The organism is Pannus brasiliensis CCIBt3594 (assembly GCF_036688125.1).
GTDB lineage: Bacteria > Cyanobacteriota > Cyanobacteriia > Cyanobacteriales > Microcystaceae > Pannus > Pannus brasiliensis.
In genome coordinates, this window is the sequence record NZ_JBAFSM010000072.1 from 1 (window position 1) to 19440 (window position 19440).

The 19440-nt window shown below is 52.9% G+C and carries 15 protein-coding genes; 14 read left to right on the top strand and 1 reads right to left on the bottom strand.

Annotation, left to right across the window (positions count from 1 at the left end):
- Positions 1-205: 205 nt before the first annotated feature.
- Positions 206-1249: an AraC family transcriptional regulator gene (locus tag V0288_RS22985; RefSeq protein WP_332867523.1), complete on the bottom strand. Its 1044-nt coding sequence runs from the start codon at positions 1247-1249 to the stop codon at positions 206-208.
- A 443-nt stretch (positions 1250-1692) separates the two neighbouring features.
- Here V0288_RS22985 and V0288_RS22990 point away from each other — a divergent pair, with 443 nt between their 5' ends.
- From V0288_RS22990 to V0288_RS23055, 14 genes are all read left to right on the top strand, one after another.
- Positions 1693-2217 (top strand): type IV pilin-like G/H family protein, encoded by a 525-nt coding sequence (locus tag V0288_RS22990; protein WP_332867524.1) that lies wholly within the window; start codon positions 1693-1695, stop codon positions 2215-2217.
- A 30-nt stretch (positions 2218-2247) separates the two neighbouring features.
- A complete protein-coding gene (locus tag V0288_RS22995; protein WP_332867525.1) occupies positions 2248-2922 on the top strand; it encodes a carboxymuconolactone decarboxylase family protein in 675 nt (224 codons plus the stop codon).
- A gap of 19 nt (positions 2923-2941) precedes the next feature.
- Complete coding sequence (locus V0288_RS23000) at positions 2942-5440, top strand: glycyl radical protein (RefSeq protein ID WP_332867526.1); 2499 nt, start codon at positions 2942-2944, stop codon at positions 5438-5440.
- 34 nt (positions 5441-5474) lie between these two features.
- On the top strand, positions 5475-6302 hold the full coding sequence (locus V0288_RS23005; RefSeq protein ID WP_332867527.1) for an SDR family NAD(P)-dependent oxidoreductase: 828 nt from the start codon (positions 5475-5477) through the stop codon (positions 6300-6302).
- 153 nt (positions 6303-6455) lie between these two features.
- Entirely contained in the window at positions 6456-7604 is a 1149-nt protein-coding gene (locus V0288_RS23010; protein ID WP_332867528.1) for a 6-phosphofructokinase, read from the top strand.
- A gap of 4 nt (positions 7605-7608) precedes the next feature.
- Positions 7609-8568 (top strand): glycyl-radical enzyme activating protein, encoded by a 960-nt coding sequence (locus V0288_RS23015; RefSeq protein WP_332867529.1) that lies wholly within the window; start codon positions 7609-7611, stop codon positions 8566-8568.
- Between the two features lie 143 nt (positions 8569-8711).
- Positions 8712-11501: an MGH1-like glycoside hydrolase domain-containing protein gene (locus tag V0288_RS23020; RefSeq protein ID WP_332867530.1), complete on the top strand. Its 2790-nt coding sequence runs from the start codon at positions 8712-8714 to the stop codon at positions 11499-11501.
- Positions 11502-11649: 148 nt separating this feature from the next.
- Entirely contained in the window at positions 11650-12330 is a 681-nt protein-coding gene (locus V0288_RS23025) for an ROK family protein (RefSeq protein WP_332867531.1), read from the top strand.
- Positions 12331-12407: 77 nt separating this feature from the next.
- Positions 12408-13796, top strand: a complete 1389-nt coding sequence (gene zwf, locus V0288_RS23030) for a glucose-6-phosphate dehydrogenase (protein WP_332867532.1) — start codon at positions 12408-12410, stop codon at positions 13794-13796.
- Positions 13793-14479 carry an HAD family hydrolase gene (locus V0288_RS23035; protein WP_332867533.1) on the top strand — a complete coding sequence of 229 codons (687 nt, stop codon included), beginning with the start codon at positions 13793-13795 and terminating at the stop codon, positions 14477-14479. The genes zwf and V0288_RS23035 overlap by 4 nt, the downstream gene beginning before the upstream one ends.
- 56 nt (positions 14480-14535) lie before the next feature.
- Positions 14536-15333: a glucose 1-dehydrogenase gene (locus V0288_RS23040; RefSeq protein WP_332867534.1), complete on the top strand. Its 798-nt coding sequence runs from the start codon at positions 14536-14538 to the stop codon at positions 15331-15333.
- Between the two features lie 14 nt (positions 15334-15347).
- Positions 15348-18029, top strand: a complete 2682-nt coding sequence (locus V0288_RS23045; protein ID WP_332867535.1) for an MGH1-like glycoside hydrolase domain-containing protein — start codon at positions 15348-15350, stop codon at positions 18027-18029.
- 12 nt (positions 18030-18041) lie between these two features.
- Complete coding sequence (locus V0288_RS23050; RefSeq protein ID WP_332867536.1) at positions 18042-18818, top strand: MIP/aquaporin family protein; 777 nt, start codon at positions 18042-18044, stop codon at positions 18816-18818.
- Positions 18819-19128: 310 nt separating this feature from the next.
- Positions 19129-19440 carry a hypothetical protein gene (locus V0288_RS23055; RefSeq protein WP_332867537.1) on the top strand — a complete coding sequence of 104 codons (312 nt, stop codon included), beginning with the start codon at positions 19129-19131 and terminating at the stop codon, positions 19438-19440.

Sequence of the window (19440 nt, forward strand, 5' to 3'; positions counted from 1 at the left end):
AGATTGAAGAAGGAGCCGAGCCACGCTTAATCTTCATTTACGAACGCTCTCTTAATTGAATGGGCGGCAAAGTCCGATCTTTCCGTCAGGATCGGGAAAACTCTTTCCACTTTTTTGAAAACGAGCTACCGGGCTTATATTGTTGGAAACCCTTCTATATATAGCTTTTCGCTCGACTTCGCACTTTATGACAGCTATGTACCCACTAAGCCTTCGTGGCCGGCTCGCCCCACGACTGTGACAATAGCGATCGGCGAAATTCACCGGGTAAAATTCCAGTCCAACGCTTAAAGGCGCGAGTAAATTTAGCCGCGTCGGAGTAACCTAGCTCGATGGCTATGTCGAGCAATCGAATAGTGGGATCTTTGAGCATACTAACCGCTAGATCGAACCTTGTCTGTTCTACCAGTTTGGAATAGATTAGTTCTTCGCTCGCTAAACGTCGTTGAAAACTCCGAAGGCTCATACCGGCGGCACTCGCGGCACTATTAATATCCGGATATCCGTCCAGTAGTCTAGAGCGAATGAATAGCTGGAGGGAAGTTTTTAGTTCGGTAGGTGGCGCGGAGGACAATAGATGTTCGTACTCTTGTTGTTGTTGCGGGAGAAACAGATTTTCCGTTCGGCGTATCGGTACAAATAACTGGGTTTTCGGAAAACCGATCGCGTTATTCACTTGATGAAAATGGACGCGAACCTTTGAAAATACTTCTAGGTTCTCTAATCCTTGTACGGGCCCGGCCTGAAAATGTAAGTCCGTTGGATGCCATCCGCTACCGGCGAGACTGCTAATAGTTTTGAGATGCATCAGACAGGCGTAATACTGGGCTTGCCGGTTATCTAGCCCGGCGGGGTTGATGAATTGATGATTAAGCCAAATCCGATCTTCCCCTTCACTGACCCATGTCCGCGCGCCGGAATTATGGGTTTTTGTCAGCAATTGAGAGATCGTTTGGAGAAGATCGTACAACGTTAGTGATTGACCGATGATTTTACCGAAAATCCCTAACTCATTAACTTCAAACCGCTGACTAGCTAAAATCCCTAGCTGTTCGATCCCTTCCGCGTAAGCGACTTTTTCCAAAAAATTAAACACGTGATAAAGAGGGATTAAAGATTCAGGATTTTCTATCTCGTAAATCGGCAAATTTACCTGTCGTAAAAACTTTTCGGTCGGCACTCCCGACCGATTTAAAAAATTGACTAATGGTAAAATCGCGTTAGTCCGAAGCAGAGGAATCGCACTCATCGATAGAGAATAAATAGCGAGATAGATTGCCGAACGTTTTCAAGATACAAGAAAACACGTAAAACTAATGAAGAGACTGAATAATCGCCCGGAAGTGTTGAATTGTATCTTTCGAGACCCCGAACGAGACTATATATAGCCTAGTTCGCTTATCGGGAACGATTTCAATAACCTTCAACATTTCTAGTAATTACCCGTAAACGAATCTTAACATAGCTGGCATCAAAAGGCAATTGAAGATCGGGTAGACAAGGCGATACTCAAGCTATGAATCATTTCACTAGCTCCATTCCCGCTCTACGGGGTAACGGCTAACAAAACTTAATCTCTCGTCTATGGGTTAATAAAACTTAATCGATGGCATAAAGATTTGTTTCACCGATCCGGATTTGAATGGGCGTTCGACCAACTCAATATTCACTTTCACTTTTCTGGAAACTCCAATGCTACAGCCTTACCTATATTCTCCGTTAGTTTTTCTCGCCGGTTCTCTCGCTCTCCTCGGTACGGCAAATCCGATTCTCGGCCAAGCGGGAAGCCCGATCGATCGAGACCAAAACGCCGCCCTGCAAGCGGTCGCCAAGATGACCGAGGGACAGCGCACCTATTTCCAGAGAAACGGCAAATTCCGCGACAGGGTCGGAGATCTTCAAAAAAATTTCGGGGTTACTCTCCCGAAAACTTTCGATTACGCTATCCGCACCACCTCGGAGGGCGCGTATAGTTACGTTATCCCGGCCCGGTCATCGGTTACCGGCCAGCTAAAAGCCTACGTGGGAGCCGCTTTTATCACTCCCGACCAAGACCCGAAAATCACGACGATCATCTGTCAGAACACGACACCGGGGCAAGTTCGTCCCGCCGATCCGCAACTGGTGCGGGGAACCGATTTTAACAATCCCACGAAACTAGCGATACAGTGCGGGGATTTCACGGTACAGGTTCCCGCTTCCGAGGTGAACGAGTAGATCTGACCTACGAGAGTAAAGGTACTCCCTATGGACATATTGCAAGAATGGGACTCGGCCGGGGTCGGTTCGTATTTCAAGATGACGGCGAATCCTTGGAAAAACGGCATTTTGGACGTTAAAACGATCGAGTTAATCTGTGTCGGTTTAAACGCGGCCTGTACCAATTTGCAAGCGGACGGCACCCGTCGCCATATTCGCGCCGCGCTGGAAGCGGGAGCGACGCGGAACGAGATTCTGATGGTTTTGAAAATGGCTTCCCTGTTGGCGATCCATTCCTGTAGTCTGGGCGCGCCCGTTCTTTTGGAAGAAGCGAAGGCGGCGGGGATAGAACCGACGGTCAAACAAGCGACCACTCCCGCCTGTGACCGGATGAAGGCGATCGGGCAATGGAATACGGCGTGGGAACCCTTTTACGAACTCGATCCGGTCTGGACCGATCAGTTTATGGCGACGGCCATGGATATTTACGCGAGTAACCTGTTCCCGCCCAAAGTCATCGAACTTCTCAGCATCGCCTTCGATGCCTCGATTACCCACCTGTACGCCCCCGGTACCCGTCGGCACATTCGAGCGGCTTTGAAACTGGGGGCGACGATAGAAGAAATCATGGAAGTGCTGAAGGTTTGCGTCGCTTTCGGGATCGAATCCTGTTATTTGGGAATTCCGATTCTGGATGAAGAACTGGCCGCTTTTAATTCTTGAAACCAAAGGAAAACCGATTATGACATCCACGGCCACCACCACTCTAACCGCTCAAGAACGGGCGATCGCCGAGGGCAAAAAATCGTTGTACGAGAACGTCAGCGATCGGGTACTGCGAATGTACGAGGCGATCCGCGCTTACGGCCCGCCGAGGGTCGCGCTCGATCGCGCGGTCTGTTTCACCGAATCCTTTCAAGAAACCGAGAGCCAGCCGATGGTTCTCCGTTGGGCGAAAGCCCTCAAACATTATGCCGAGAAAGCCCCGATCGCCATTTTCGATGATGAACTAATCGTCGGTCGTCCGAATACTTGGCTGGGACGGTGGGGCATCGTCTATCCCGAACTGGACGGCAGTATCATGCCGGACGGGGTGGAGATGTTCCGTAAAAATAAGGGCAAGGTAGGGGAAGTGGTTGTCACGGATGAGGATGCTCGACTCATCAATGAAGTCCTCACCCCCTATTGGACGGGCAAGGACTATGCCTCCGCCTTTCACGATGCCCTGCCGGAGGAAACCCGGTTTACGATCTTCGGCCCCGATCCCGAAAATCTACTCCTGCCCACCTGCGTTGTCCTCGTGACCTCCAACATCCGGCACTCTCAAAACTGGACACCGGATTTCAGCAAAATTCTGACGCGAGGGGTCAGAGGGATTCGGGAAGAGGCGCGGGCGAAGCTGGACGCGCTCGAAGAACCGCGGGACATCATTTACAAAAAACCATTCCTCGAAGCGGTGATCATCACCTGCGATGCCATGACCCTCTGGTCGAAACGGTACGCGCGACTGGCTACCGAAATGGCGGATAAAGAGCGAGATCCAGAACGGAAACAGGAGCTTTTGACGATCGCCGAGGTGTGCGATCGGGTACCCGAAAATCCGGCCCGTACCTTTCAGGAAGCGTTGCAGGCCCAGTGGTGGGGACAGATGTTTAACCGCGTCGAGCAAACCAGTAGCGCGATGGGGCAGGGGCGGATGGATCAGTACCTACTCCCCTACTATCAGAAAGACTTGGCGGAAGGCAAAATTACCCCCGAATCGGCTACGGAATTACTCCAGTGCCTCTGGATTCAGATGGCTCAATGTGTCGAGATCAAGCTGAATCCGGTGGCGGCGGCGGGAACGGAAGGGTTTTCCAAATTCGAGGATGTGGTCTTGGGCGGACAGACGAGCGACGGTCGGGATGCCACCAATGAACTGACCTATCTGATTTTGGAATCGACCCGATCGCTACAGATTCCGGTGCCGGAACCCTGTATTCGCATTCACGCCAATACCCCCGATCGCCTGCTCCACTATGTCGCGGAAGTGATTAAGGATGGAAAGGGCTTTCCGAAACTGCTCAACGACGAGATGGTAATTCCCTTCTACCTAGCGAACGGAGCCACCCTGAAGGAAGCGTTGGACTGGCATATCTCGGGCTGTTGCGAAAATCGGTTAATAAACCGGGAAACCAACGTCACCGGTAACGGGGGCATCAACTACGGCTCCGTGGTGGAAATGACCTTCCGCGACGGCAAACTCAAAGTTCTCAAAGATCTTCAATTCGGCGTTCAAACGGGTGACCCCCGCGCTTGGACGAGTTTCGATCAGGTGTGGAACGCCTTCTGCACCCAACTCGAACATCTGGCGAGGCACGCCCTGATCCAACAGCATTTAGCCCTAAAAATTAAACCCGACTATTTCGCGGCCCCGGCCACATCGATGTTGCACGATCTGGCGATGGAGCATTGTCGCGATCTCCATAGCCACGGCGATTACATCCCCGGCGCGATCGACCATTCCTGCTTCGAGGCGATCGGCAAGGCCACGGCGATCGACAGTCTGGCCGCCGTCAAGCACCTGATTTTCGACACCGGACGACTGACCTGGGATCGACTACTGGAGGCGATCGAGGCTAACTGGGAGGGACACGAAGCCGTCCGGCAGATGTGCCTGAACGCGCCGAAATACGGCAACGGTATCGAGTGGGTCGATCGGATCGGTTGGGACATCGAACATTTCATCCTAGAGTACCTACACCGACATCCCAAACCCCACGACCAGTGCTTTCTGTTGCGCCAGATCCCCGTCACCTTCCACGTCCCGCTCGGTAAGGTAACTTGGGCGACACCGAACGGTAGACCGGCCGGTGAATACCTCTCGGAAGGGATTTCCGCGTCTCACGGGATGGATGTGAAGGGGCCGACCGTTGCGCTCGCGTCTATGGCACGAGCCAGAGACCTGAGCTATCGGGAAAAGGGGGGCGATCTGATTAATTTAAAATTCAGCCCGGCTAACGTGGCGGGAGAAGAAGGGACGCGGCGTTTGATGCAGATCGTCCGCACTTGGAGCGAACTGAAGCACTGGCACGTCCAGTTCAACATCATCAACAAAGAAACGCTGTTAGCGGCACAGAAAGACCCCGACAAGTACCGGAATCTGATCGTGCGAATCGCGGGATATTCCGCCTACTTTGTCGATCTTTCGCCTGTGCAACAAGCGGAAATCATCGCCCGGACAGAAGAACCCGCGGGTTGAGTCGGGAAAAAATTGAAAACGGAGAGTACGAATTATGGAACTGCAAGGAAAGACGGCGATCATCACGGGTTCAGCGCGAGGGATCGGCGAAGGCATCGCGACAGTATTAGCTCGCGAGGGAGCGAATGTCGTCATCAACAGCCGTAAAGAAGCGGACTGTGCTTTGGTGGTGGACAAGATCGAAGCGATGGGTGGTCAGGCGATCGCGGTGGCGGCCGATGTTAGCAAAAAAAGCGATGTGACCAACCTGGTCGAGAAGACTATCCAGCACTTCGGTTCGGTAGACATCCTGGTAAACAACGCGGGCATTGAATCCCAACCTTACCTGGCGAAAGACCTGCCGGAAGAGCAATGGGATCGGGTCATGGCGATTAACCTGAAAGGCCCGTTCCTCTGCTGTCAGGCGGTTATCCCGCACATGATCCGGCAGAACAAGGGGCGAATTATTAACATCGCTTCTACAGCGGGCATCCGGATGTCCTTCTTCGGAACCGTCGATTACACGGTTAGCAAGCATGGTGTGGCGGGACTCATGCAACATCTGGCTTGGGAGTTGGCGGACGCTCACATCACGGTCAATACGGTTTGTCCCGGTGGCGTAGTGACTCCCCTCATGGAAGCCGGTACTACGCCGGAGTATCGGGATATGGTCGTGAAGCGGTTAATTCCTCTGGGGCGGATGTGTGCCATTGAGGAGATCGGTGAAGCCGTCAGCTTTCTGGCGAGCGATCGGGCTGACATGATCACGGGTCAGCTTCTGGCTGTGGATGGTGGATTGCTCGCTGGATTCGGCGAAGACTTGCGACCCATTGTGCGGAAGCGCATGGCTGATATGCAAGCGGCCCACGATGCCAAACATTAAGCCGCGGAGAGAACACCGGTCATGACTTCCTACACACCTGCAAACCCATGAATAAAAACTCGGCTAAACGTGCGGCATCGCTGACGTGAGGGGGAGGAAATTACCCATCCATCTATTTCTGAATGATGAATCCTACTAGAAAAGGACGCGAGTATGAATTCGACTATCAAACGAATCGCGCTCAATGTGGGTTTTGGCTACAGCCCCGGACTGAATACGGTGATCGTCGGAGCGGCTTTGGCGGCGAACGAATTGGGCTGGGAGGTTGTCGGTATCCGGGATGGGTTCGAGGGATTACTGTTTCCCGATCGCTATCCCGATGGGGGACTGGTGCCTCTCACCCCCCAATGGGTTGAAACTCTCGATCCCTCGGACAATATTCTGGGGACGGCTATTCGGAACGATCCCTTCCACGTCCGTACCATCAACGCCGAGAGCTTAATCGAAGAGGTGGATCGGTCAGACGATCTGCTGGCAACGTTACAAGCTAACGACATTGATGCGGTGATTTCTGTCGTCGGTAAGCGGGGGTTGAGCATTTTGGCGAAACTGCACCGCAAGGGACTTAAAACAGTCTCTATACCCCGATCGATGGAAAACGACATAGCGGCAACGACTCTCTCCTTCGGGTTTAACAGTACCCTCGGTTTTGTCACGGAACTGCTCGATCGGGCCAAACAAGCGGCCCGATCGGCCGGTCAGGTCGGGGTGGTGGAAGTGCCGGGAGAATACAGTGGCTGGCTGGCATTACAGGCGGGAATGGCTGTCCGCGCGGATGCCGCGCTGATTCCAGAGATCCCCTACGACTTGCAAAAGGTGGCGGCAAAACTTCAGGATCGGTTCAAGCGGGGCCGATCGTATGGATTGGTTATCGTTGCCGAAGGAGCGGTATCCGTAAACGCGGAGCCTGCCGTAGTCGCTCCCCACCCCCTCAAAGCCTCCCTATCTCCCTTAGCGACCGATTATCAGGGGAGCCATGTGATTCAGCGATCGGGGCGGGCGGCCCATACCGTCGCGCTAGAGTTACAGCGGTCGATCGAGCGAGAAACCTATCCCCTGGTGTTAGGGGATTGGGTCAAGGGAGGTAGCCTCACTGCCGTCGATCGCCAGTTAGGGTTGAGCTATGGTGCGGGAGCCGCGCTGGCTTTGAACGCGGGGCAAACCGGAGTGGTGGTGGCGTTTCAGCCCCCCGACCTGACGTTTGTACCGTTGGCAGAGGCGATCAACAAGATTAGAACCGTGCCCGCTGACAGTGAATTTGTCCGGATCGCCCGATCGCTGGGCATCTGCTTAGGAGGCTAACCTCATGACAAACGTATCCAAAAATCCGACCGGGTTGGTTCTAAATATTCAACACTTCTGCACCAACGATGGCCCCGGTATTCGCACCACCGTTTTTCTCAAAGGATGCTCTCTACGTTGTAAATGGTGTAGCAATCCCGAAAGCATTCACCCCAAACCCGAACTGGCCTACAACATCGACAAATGTATCGGTAAGAAGCAGTGTGGTCTGTGCCTGCAACCACCCTGCTCGGAAGGTGCCTTTTATGTGTTGGATGGGGAGGACGATCGCATTCGTGTCAATTGGGATTTAGCCACTGATTGTGGACAGGAATGTGTTGACCTCTGCCCAACTGGGGCACTTTACCTGTTCGGGCAGACCATGACCGTGGAACAGGTACTTGATGAGGTGGAGCAGGACAGCACGTTTTACCGGGAATCCGGTGGTGGAATGACGCTAAGCGGAGGTGAGTGTCAACTGCAACCGGATTTCAGTGCGGCACTGCTTCAGGAAGCACACAGCCGGGGGTTTAACACGGCGATCGAAACAGCGTTCAATGTCCCTTGGTCCCATGTGGAGAAGGTATTGCCCCACGTGGATGTGGTTTTGCACGACCACAAACTGACCGACCCGGAACGGCACAAAAAATGGTGCGGCGTAGATAATCGCCAAATCCTGGCCAATATGAAGCGAGCCTATGAAACCTTTCCCGAAAAAACCTTTATCGCTCGCACTCCCCTGATCCCCGGTGTGAATGATGACGAAGACCACATTCGATCGGTGCTGGCGTTCATTCGTCCCCACCCCAACGTGGTTGACTACGAGCTACTTCCCTACCACCGCTTTGGCGAGAGTAAGTATGGATTTTTAGGCCGGGTGTATGAACTCAAAGACTTCACACCGCCCTCTCCCGAATCCGTGCGGCGGCTCCGAGCCATTATTGATACCGCTTTTGGTCGCGCGGGCACATCTGCCAAAGGGTAACTCCAGAGTGACGGCCATTGTCCTCTCTCGGGACGCGGGAGGAGACAACAACGCCTCCAAATCATGGACAACGATATCACAAACCAGAAAGTAGCGCTTTCAATTCGATACCGCTTGATTGACCGGCGCGGGAGACAAAAACGATGACAACCGAACAAATCAGACTGCTAGAAGCTCGGAATCCCCAAACCCCCTGGAAAAAATGGGGACCTTACCTGAGCGAACGACAGTGGGGTACCGTGCGCGAAGACTACAGCGATAACGGCGACGCTTGGAATTATTTCACCCATGACCAGGCGCGATCGCGGGCTTACCGTTGGGGCGAGGATGGTCTGGGTGGCATTTGTGACGATCGCATGATTCTCTGTTTCGCCCTGGCTCTGTGGAATGGCAAGGACCCGATCCTGAAAGAGCGGCTGTTCGGTCTCAGCAACAGCGAAGGCAACCACGGCGAAGACGTGAAGGAGTACTACTTCTACCTGGACAGTACGCCCACCCACTCCTACCTGAAGTATCTCTACAAGTATCCCCAGGCGGCCTATCCCTACGAAGACCTAGTCGTCACCAATCGGAACCGTAGCCGCGATGAACTGGAGTACGAACTGCTAGATACGGGCATTTTCGACGAAGACCGCTACTTCGATGTTTTTGTTGAATACGCCAAAGCCGATCCGGAAGATATCCTGATTCAAATCAGTGTCGCTAATCGTGGTTCGGAAGCGGCGCCACTACACGTGTTGCCGACCCTCTGGTTCCGCAATACCTGGTCCTGGGCTGATGGCGGTGGCAAGCCGATCCTGCAAGAGGTTGAGAATGCCATAGGCAGTACCGTCTACGCCCACCATAACGATTCCCTGTTCCAAGAGATTCTGCCCGATTATTATCTCTACTGCGATCGAAGCGTTCCCCTGTTGTTTACCGAGAATGAAACCAACAACGCCCGCCTCTTCGCCGGAACGAATGCCGGTCCCTACGTCAAGGATGGTATTAACAATTACCTCGTGCGGGGGCAACAGGATGCGGTGAACCCGTCCCGGACAGGGACAAAAGTGTCACCTCACTATCAACTGACGGTGGCCGCCGGTGCCACAGAAACGATCCGTCTGCGCCTGACTCGCGACGCGCCCGCCCGGATGAGTCAACCGTTTGCCGGATTCGATCGGATTTTCCAGACTCGCCTTCAGGAAGCCGATGCCTTCTACGACTTCATTACACCGGCAAAGATCAAAGCCGAGTCGCCAGAGAAGGCGAATCTCATGCGACAGGCCTTAGCCGGGATGCTTTGGACCAAGCAATATTTCTACTACGACGTGGACAAATGGCTGGAAGAACATCATGTCACCCCCTGGTCGGGAACAGAACAGCGCCAACGCGTCCGCAACGGGGAATGGTTCCACGCTCTTTGTGATGATGTCATCTCCATGCCGGACAAGTGGGAGTATCCCTGGTTTGCCTCCTGGGATCTGGCATTCCACATGCTACCGCTATCGATCGTGGACTCGGACTTTGCCAAAGCCCAGTTGGATTTGATGCTCCGCAATGACTACTTAAACCCCAACGGTCAAATCCCGGCTTACGAATGGAACTTTGGCGATGTCAACCCACCCGTTCACGCCTGGTCCACCATGCAAATCTATTTAATGGACAAGGCCCGCAATGACGGCAAAGGGGATATCGACTTTCTCAAATATGCCTTTTCTAAACTGCTGGTCAACTTTACCTGGTGGATCAACCGCAAGGATCGCTATGGTAACAACGTTTTTGAAGGGGGTTTTTTAGGACTGGATAACATCGGCGTGTTCGATCGCAGTTCGCCCCTACCTATGGGAGGCCACCTGGAGCAGGCAGACGGCACCGCTTGGATGGTTTTTTTCAGCCAGCAAATGTTGCGGATCGCCGCGGAACTGGCCCTACACGATCCCCTCTACGAAGAGTTTGTCAGCAAGTTCTTCGAGCACACGATGTGGATCGCCGCGGCTATGGATCGGCTGGGCGAACATCAAGATGAGATGTGGGATGAAGAAGATGGGTTCTTCTACGATGTCCTGCGTTTGCCCGATGGTACGGCGACGCGCTTGAAAGTGCGATCCATGGTCGGACTGCTGCCGCTGGCCGCCGTGGCAATTTTTGAAGAAGCGGACTTGCTGAAATTCTCCAACTTCCGCCAGCGAACCCAAACATTTTACCGCCGCCACCCCAAACTCACCGCCAATATGCACTTACCCAGTCAACCCGGTTTAGCGGGCCGGCGGATGCTGTCAGTGTTCACTGACGAAAAATTGCGCCGCATCCTGTCGCGTATGCTGGATGAAAACGAGTTCCTCGGCCCCTATGGCATTCGCGCCCTCTCACGCCACCATCAGGACCAACCCTTTGTCTTTCACCACAACGGTCAGGAATTCCGGGTGGATTATCTGCCGGGCGACTCCAACACGGGGATGTTTGGCGGCAACTCCAATTGGCGCGGTCCCATCTGGATGCCCGTGAATTTTATCCTCCTTCGCGCGCTGTATCAGCTCTACACCTACTACGGGGACGAATTTAAGGTGGAATGCCCCACCGGGTCCGGTCAATACATGACCCTGTTTGAAGTGGCACAGGAACTGGCGAACCGCTTAATCCGAATCTTCCTGCCGGATGAAAACGGCTGTCGCCCGGTCTATGGCGAGTCAGAAAAATTCCAGACCGACCCCTACTGGAAAGACTATGTCCTCTTTTACGAATACTTCCACGGTGACAATGGGGCGGGTATTGGTGCCAGTCACCAGACCGGTTGGACGGGGTGCAATACCTCTCGGTTAAGGATTTCCTGGAGTTTCTCGCCCACGAAATTGCGAGGGTTTCAGTATTCTTGTGAACGAGTGAATGGCGTTATCCGAGAAGTATTGGGACGGGGTGCATCGCTCGCATCATTCAGATCATGGGGGATGTGACGAAAGAGATATTGACCGCTACGGATGTGGAGATGGCCGCGATTAAGAAGACAGTCGGCAAGTGACCACCTTTCTGGAAAGGCAGGGGGAGTCAATACCGACCGATCGCGCTACCGGACTGGAACTTGGATAGAGAGTCTAAACAACGATGAATGTGCTAGTGATTGATATTGGCGGAACTAACATCAAATTTCTGGCGACGGGCCAGTCGGAAGCGCGCCGATTTCCTTCAGGGCGAACGATGACACCTGAAGGAATGGTGGCTGGCGTTAAAGAGATGACTCGCGACTGGAAATATGACGTGGTAGCGATCGGCTATCCTGGTCTGGTACTCAAGGGGCGCATTGCTAAAGAACCCCATAATTTAGCCCCCGGTTGGATCGAATTTAACTTTGAAGCGGCTTTTGGCTGTCCGGTCAAACTGATTAACGATGCTGCCATGCAGGCACTCGGTAGCTATCAGGGCGGCACCATGCTGTTTCTGGGGCTGGGCACAGGGTTGGGCACCGCTATGGTGGTGGAAGGGGTAGTCGTACCGATGGAACTGGCCCATCTGACTTACAAGAAAAGAACCTTCGAGGACTACCTAGGAATTCGGGGGATGAAGCGGCTGGGCACCAAGAAATGGCGACAGCATGTTGAAGTCTGCGCTAACCGTCTTATCTCTGCCCTGGAACTGGATGATGTGGTGATTGGTGGCGGCAATGCTAAACGGCTAAAGCAACTTCCCCCCAAATGCCGGGAAGGCAGTAACGCCAATGCCTTTACGGGTGGCTTTCGGCTTTGGGAAAACACTAAAATTCCCAAGCCCGCAACTGCTAGTGCCTGATTAATCAAACTCGATCACGTTGCAAAAACAACTTTTCTAGAACTGTTTATGACGCTGAATAGCAGCAGGAACAACCTATGAAAAACTCCCTATCCGATACGCTGGTTTTCTTCGGCGCGACGGGTGATCTAGCGTTTAAAAAGATCTTTCCAGCTTTGCAGGCGATGGTGAAACGAGGCCATCTTAATGTTCCCGTGATTGGGGTGGGTCGCTCTGATTGGAGTAATGAACAACTGCGCGATCGCGCCCGTGCCAGCTTGGAAAAGCATGGCGGGTTTGATGTAGCGGCAAGTGAAAAATTGTGTGGCCTGTTGCGCTATGTCAGAGTCAATTACACCGATCCTACGACCTTTCAAACTCTCTACAGCGCCTTGAACGGTGCCCGTCATCCAGCCCATTATCTGGCGATTCCGCCCACGATGTTTGAAACCGTGATCGGACATTTGAAGGATTCAGGTTGTACCCGGGGAGCGCGGGTAATCGTAGAAAAACCATTCGGCCGCGATCTGGCTTCCGCTCGGGAACTCAACCACATTCTGCTGAGCAGTTTTGATGAATCGACGATCTTCCGCATCGATCACTACCTAGGCAAGCGTCCCGTCCATAACATGTTGTTTTTCCGCTTTGCCAACCCCCTACTGGAATCTTTCTGGAATTGCCACTATATCGAGAGTCTGCAGATCACGATGGCGGAAAACTTCGGAGTCCAGGGGCGGGGTGGCTTCTACGAAGAAACCGGGGCTATCCGCGATGTCGTGCAAAATCATCTATTCCAGGTGGTGTCTAACCTGGCGATGGAGCCGCCCGCCCGCATGGACAGCGAATCGATTCGGGATGAGAAGGCTAAGGTACTCAAAGCTATCCCCCCATTAAAACCTCGGGATTTAATTCGGGGGCAGTTTGACGGCTACCGAAACGAGCCGGGTGTGGCCCGGGACTCCCAGATAGAAACCTTTGCTGCCATGCGTTTACGGATCGATTCCTGGCGTTGGCAAGGTGTACCCTTTTATCTTCGGGCTGGGAAATGCTTACCCGCGACCTGCACCGAAATTGTGGCGCGCCTTCGTCAACCACCACCCCTGTTAGAAGGGTTTGAACTGGCATCTAACTATTTACGGTTTCGCGTTAGTCCTGAAATCACGATCGCCTTTGGCCTCAACCGAATGGCTCCCGGTGAAGCGATGATCGGTCAGCCAGCAGAATTGGTGGCCGGCTACGATCCCCGCTCCGATGATATGGATGCCTACGAACGGGTGCTGACAGATGCAATGGCGGGAGATGCTACCGTATTCGCCCGTCAGGACTATGTGGAAGAAGCGTGGCGCATCGTCGATCCGGTACTGAAAGCCGCTACACCCATTTATGAATATGAACCTAATACCTGGGGACCCAAAGGGGTTGACGCTCAAGTCGCACCCCCTGGAGGTTGGCAAAACCCGATCGCGACCGTAGGAATTTCAATATGAAACCATATCCATTCGATGCTGTTTTGTTTGATATGGATGGAACGATTATCAACAACGTTCCACTCCATCAACAGGTCTGGAAAGAGTTTACTCGCCTTCACGGACTGAATCTTTCAGATGAAGAACTGAGTTACGCCAAGGGGCGGAAAGCGCTTGAGGTTGTCGCTCACTTCTTCGGTGAGGATTTAGGCCACGATGAAATCGCGCGTTTAACCGAAGAACGTCAGATTTTGTATCGAGAACGGTTAGCGACGGCTAACACCGAGGCCGTGAGTCAGATCGCCGGGGTTGAAGCCTACTTAATCGGGTTAGGAAATCTGGGTGTACCCCGCGTTCTGGCAACGGATGCACCACTTGCCAACGTGGAAGCCGTGTTCCGGAAGTTCAATTTCACTCCTTACTTTGACGCGTTAATTACCTCGGATCGTATTCAGCATGGCAAACCCCATCCAGAAATTTTTCTGACAGCCGCGCGACAGGCCGGCGCGAATCCCCACCGCTGTCTGGTGGCTGAAGATTCAGCGGCAGGGATCGCCGCGGCGAAAGCGGCGGGATGCGCGTGCTTGGCACTCGCTACCACTCAGTCAAAAGCGGATCTACAGCGACAAGCGGCCGATTTCATCGCGGCGGACTTCTACAACCTTCCGGCCGCGATCGCTATACCGATCGGTTCGATGGTTTAATCAGCCCGAAATCTCGATAAGTTTTCCTTTACGTTTTTTTATTCAGGAGAATTCCCATGAAATTAGATGGAAAAGTGGCACTCGTTACAGGTAGCAGTCAGGGCATCGGACAGGCGATCGCGGTGAAGCTCGCATCAGAAGGGGCCAAGATTGTGATTGATTATCGCTCCCATCCAGAGGGGGCGGAGGAAACGCTCAGACAGGTCAACGAGATCGGTAGCCAATGTCATCTCTCTAAAGACCACGCGCCAGAAGGATATACCGTTAAAGCCGATTTGGGCGACGTTGAGCAGGTGCGCGCTCTGGTGAACGCGGCCATTCAGCATTTCGGTCATTTAGACATTCTGGTGAATAATGCCGGGATGGAACGGCACGCCCCTTTTTGGGAAGTGCGGGAAGCGGATTACGACGCGGTACTCAATGTCAACCTCAAAGGTGCTTTTTTTGCCGCGCAAGCGTTGACACAACATCTGATCGAAACCGAACGACCGGGCAAAATTATCAATATCAGTTCCGTTCACGAGGAATTACCCTTTCCCAATTTCGCTCCCTATTGTTTGAGCAAGGGCGGCATGAAAATGATGGCGAGGGACTTAGCGGTCGAGCTGGGACCCTACGGGATCACCATCAACAATGTGGCACCCGGAGCGATCGAGACCCCTATCAATACCAAACTGCTGAATGATGCGGAGAAACTGGGGGCTTTATTGCAAAATATCCCCCTCAACCGTTTGGGCAAATCCGAGGATATAGCGACTTTGGTAGCCTTTCTAGCGAGCGATGAGGCGAACTACATCACCGGTAGCACCTTTGTCGTGGATGGGGGGTTGTTGTGGAACTATCACGAGCAGTAGAAGGAGACCGAGCCATGACAGCAGAAGAGAACAGGTTAGCTGAAGACCAAGCCCACACGGCCTATTGGAAACGCTGGGGACCCTATTTAAGCGAGCGGCAATGGGGAACGGTACGAGAAGACTACAGTTCCACCGGAGAGGCATGGGATTACATCAGCCACGATCGGGCCCGTTCCTACGCGTACCGTTGGGGCGAAGATGGGATCGCCGGGATCTCCGATAACCATCAGCGTCTTTGTTTTGCCATCGCCCTGTGGAATGGAGAAGACCCAATTCTCAAAGAGCGACTGTTCGGGTTAACCGGTAGTGAAGGAAATCACGGGGAGGATGTGAAAGAGTATTACTTTTACCTAGATAATACTCCCACCCATTCCTACATGAAATATCTGTATAAGTATCCCCAGTCCGCTTTTCCTTACAGTCAACTGGTAGAAGAAAATCGCCACCGCGATCGCCATCAACCTGAATTTGAATTAGTGGACACGGGCATCTTTTCAGAACATCGCTACTTTGATGTGTTCGTGGAGTACGGCAAGAATTCCCCCGAAGATATTCTAATCAACCTGACGATCGTCAACCGCGGCCCTGACTTCAAGCCGCTCCATCTACTGCCTACCCTTTGGTTTCGTAACACTTGGAGTTGGGCGGACAAGGTTGAAAAACCCTCGCTCAAGGTGCGTCACTCCGATGTGAATTTTTCGGTGATTGAAGCCTCCCATTCCACCCTAGGACAACGCTGGCTTTATTGCGAGGGCAACGCGGAATTACTCTTCACCGAAAATGAAACCAATCACCGGCGACTCTGGCAGGGAGCTAATACTTCGGATTTTGTCAAAGATGGCATTCATGAATATCTGATTCAAAATAAAACCTTGGCGAGCGAAGATAGCGTTCATGAATATCTGATTCAAAATAAAACCCCGACGATCAATCCCGACCGGATAGGCACAAAAGTCGCGGCCCATTACGCCTTGGGAATTCCCCCCGGCGCGACCCAAGTGATTCGCTTGCGGTTGAGTGATTCTCCCGATCTGACAGATCCCTTCGGAGCGGAGTTCGAGCGGATTCTCCAAACTCGTCTGGCCGAAGCCGATGAATTTTACGATCGGCTGGCCTCCCCGAACCTATCCCCCGATCAGCGTAATATTCAACGGCAGGCGTTCGCGGGTATGTTGTGGAGCAAGCAATACTACTACTACGTGGTGGAGCGATGGCTAGATGGAGATGAAGGCCGGATTCCTCCACCGGAGTGGCGGCAACAGGGGCGTAATAGTCGCTGGCGACACCTCCATTGTGATGACATTCTCTCCATGCCCGATAAGTGGGAATATCCTTGGTTCGCGGCTTGGGATCTGGCTTTTCACGCCATTCCCTTAACAATGGTCGATCCGGCCTTTGCCAAACGCCAGTTGCAACGGTTGACACGGGAATGGTATATGCACCCGAACGGGCAACTCCCGGCCTATGAATGGTCTTTCGATGATGTCAATCCACCCGTTCACGCTTGGGCGACCATCCGGGTTTATCAGCTCGAACAAAAGATCTACGGACGTAGCGATCTGGAATTTGTAGAGCGGATATTTCAAAAGCTATCGCTCAATTTTACCTGGTGGGTGAATCGGGAAGACCGGGTGGGCAACAATGTCTTTCAAGGGGGCTTCTTAGGTCTCGACAATATCGGGGTTTTCGATCGTAGCAAGCCCTTACCCACCGGGGGCTATATGCAACAATCGGATGGCACCAGTTGGATGGCGATGTATTGTCTCAACTTGCTTACCATCGCGCTGGAATTAAGCCAGCGTAATCCGGTCTACGAGGATATAGCCAGCAAGTTTTTCGAGCACTTCATCTACATTGCCGCCGCTATGAACGGGGTTGGTAAAAGCTCCACGAAACTCTGGGACGACACCGATCGATTTTATTACGACGTGCTGAATTTACCGGACGGCCGGCAGATTCAGTTAAAGGTGCGATCGATGGTGGGGCTGACCTCCCTGTTTGCCGCCGCCCTGATTCCCCAAGAGACGATCGATCGATTACCCGACTTCAAACGTCGGGCGACCTGGTTTTTAGAAAATCGGCCCCACCTGATAGAAGATATCGGCTACCTGACCAGTCGGGGTGAAGGAAACCTGCGCGTCTTGTCGCTCCTAAGCCCCGACCGGCTACGCTCCATTCTGAAACGACTATTGGATGAAACCGAATTTTTGAGTCCCTACGGAGTTCGAGCCGTTTCTCGCTACCACGCCGCCAACCCCTTTAGCTTTTGGGTCGAAGGGGAGGAGTACCGGGTAGACTATGAACCCGCCGAATCCACCACGGCTCTATTCGGTGGCAATTCTAACTGGCGCGGCCCCATCTGGTTTCCGGTCAATTACCTGATTATCGAGTCACTTTTGAAGTTCCATGCCTTTTGGGGCGACAACTTCACGGTTGAATGCCCGACCGGCTCCGGACAGATGATGAATCTACAGCAAGTGGCCCGAGAACTCTCCAGGCGATTAATCGCGATTTTTACGCGGGACGCGGCGGGGCGGCGACCCGTTTACGGTGGCACCGAACTATTTCAAACCGATCCGCATTGGCGAGACCTTATCCCATTTTATGAATACTTTCACGGTGATAACGGTGCCGGGATCGGAGCGTCTCACCAAACTGGCTGGACGGGCTTAATCGCTAGGTTGATTCAGCAATAGGAGCGGCAAGCGATGAAACGTCAGAACAATCGTCGTATTCCCCGGTCTCCCCTCGTGGCGGAATGTCTCGGTACAGCCTTACTGCTCTCGATCGGGCTATCTTTGGTCATCGTGATGTTCGGGACGGGGAGCCCGATGGCGGTCCTGATTCCAAACGAGGGAACGAGACGACTGATCACGGGTTTTCTGTTCGGCACGACCGGGGCGGCGATCGCCCTATCATCGATCGGCAAAGAAAGTGGCGCTCACATCAATCCGGTGGTCACGCTCGGATTCTGTCTGATGGGTAAACTGGATGCTCGGATCGGGCTGTTCTACGTGCTGGCTCAGATGCTCGGGGCGATGCTGGGTTCATTGCCGCTCTTAGCTTGGGGGGCGATGGGTCAGAGTGTCGCGTTTGGAGCCACTCTACCCGGCAAAGGCTATACGGTTCAAACAGTATTAATGGGTGAAGTCGTCACCACCCTGGCCTTGATCACGGGATTATGTATTTTTCTGGGATTTCGGAAACTGCGCCCGTTCACCCCGGCAATGTTTCCATTTCTCTACGCTGTCATGGTATACGCGGAGGCTCCAATTTCTGGCACCAGTACGAATCCGGCCCGTAGCTTCGGCCCCGCTGTTATCTCCGGACAATGGCAGGGATGGTGGATCTATTGGTTAGGGCCATTACTGGGAACCCTGATCGCGCTTTTCATCTGCAATTCTCTAGCGGATCGGATCGAGGTGGCAAAGGTCTATCACTTCGAGAGCGATCGGGTCGGTATATTTCGCAGAAAACATCGATAGGGTATTAGTAGAGCTTAACGCTCAGGGTAGATCTGGATCATCACAACTCACAATAACAGTTTGGACATGATACTTATATCACCGCTGAAAAATCGGGCTAAAAATCATTCTTTATGGATGCGATTCGTAACTCTTAAAAATCGAATCGATATCCCATCAAATTTTAGTCATACTCGTGGAAATCCGCTCCAAGTACCTCACTCCGATTCTCCTAAGAAGGGGGCCACCCACTCGCGGGGGAAATCGATCGCGTGAAAACCTTACCATACCTGCCATGAGTAATAGAACTGTCCGGAGACGCTTCTACCCTTTGCTGTTGCTACTGTTTATGTTTTCGGCGGATGCCGCCTCGGCATTCAAGCAGAAGTATCTAATTTTTGTCGGTACTTACACGGGCAAAGGCAGTGATGGGATCTACTCCTATCGCTTTGACCCGGATAGCGGCGAAGCTGTAGGGGCGACAAGGCGGCTGAAAGCCTTGCCCAATAAGGAACACAAGGGTGTAAGATCGAAAAAGATAGGTCGTCATTCTCAACAAACCTATCTTATTGAAAACATAAAAAATATGGGTAGTGCTAAACACGTAATGATAAATCCAAAGAGGAATTATAGTGATGGATAA

Excerpts from the sequence above, each read along its gene's own strand:
- V0288_RS22985 (WP_332867523.1), bottom strand. The coding sequence starts at position 1,249 with ATGAGTGCGATTCCTCTGCTTCGGACTAACGCGATTTTACCATTAGTC.
- V0288_RS22990 (WP_332867524.1), top strand. The coding sequence starts at position 1,693 with ATGCTACAGCCTTACCTATATTCTCCGTTAGTTTTTCTCGCCGGTTCT.
- V0288_RS22995 (WP_332867525.1), top strand. The coding sequence starts at position 2,248 with ATGGACATATTGCAAGAATGGGACTCGGCCGGGGTCGGTTCGTATTTC.
- V0288_RS23000 (WP_332867526.1), top strand. The coding sequence starts at position 2,942 with ATGACATCCACGGCCACCACCACTCTAACCGCTCAAGAACGGGCGATC.
- V0288_RS23005 (WP_332867527.1), top strand. The coding sequence starts at position 5,475 with ATGGAACTGCAAGGAAAGACGGCGATCATCACGGGTTCAGCGCGAGGG.
- V0288_RS23010 (WP_332867528.1), top strand. The coding sequence starts at position 6,456 with ATGAATTCGACTATCAAACGAATCGCGCTCAATGTGGGTTTTGGCTAC.
- V0288_RS23015 (WP_332867529.1), top strand. The coding sequence starts at position 7,609 with ATGACAAACGTATCCAAAAATCCGACCGGGTTGGTTCTAAATATTCAA.
- V0288_RS23020 (WP_332867530.1), top strand. The coding sequence starts at position 8,712 with ATGACAACCGAACAAATCAGACTGCTAGAAGCTCGGAATCCCCAAACC.
- V0288_RS23025 (WP_332867531.1), top strand. The coding sequence starts at position 11,650 with ATGAATGTGCTAGTGATTGATATTGGCGGAACTAACATCAAATTTCTG.
- zwf (WP_332867532.1), top strand. The coding sequence starts at position 12,408 with ATGAAAAACTCCCTATCCGATACGCTGGTTTTCTTCGGCGCGACGGGT.
- V0288_RS23035 (WP_332867533.1), top strand. The coding sequence starts at position 13,793 with ATGAAACCATATCCATTCGATGCTGTTTTGTTTGATATGGATGGAACG.
- V0288_RS23040 (WP_332867534.1), top strand. The coding sequence starts at position 14,536 with ATGAAATTAGATGGAAAAGTGGCACTCGTTACAGGTAGCAGTCAGGGC.
- V0288_RS23045 (WP_332867535.1), top strand. The coding sequence starts at position 15,348 with ATGACAGCAGAAGAGAACAGGTTAGCTGAAGACCAAGCCCACACGGCC.
- V0288_RS23050 (WP_332867536.1), top strand. The coding sequence starts at position 18,042 with ATGAAACGTCAGAACAATCGTCGTATTCCCCGGTCTCCCCTCGTGGCG.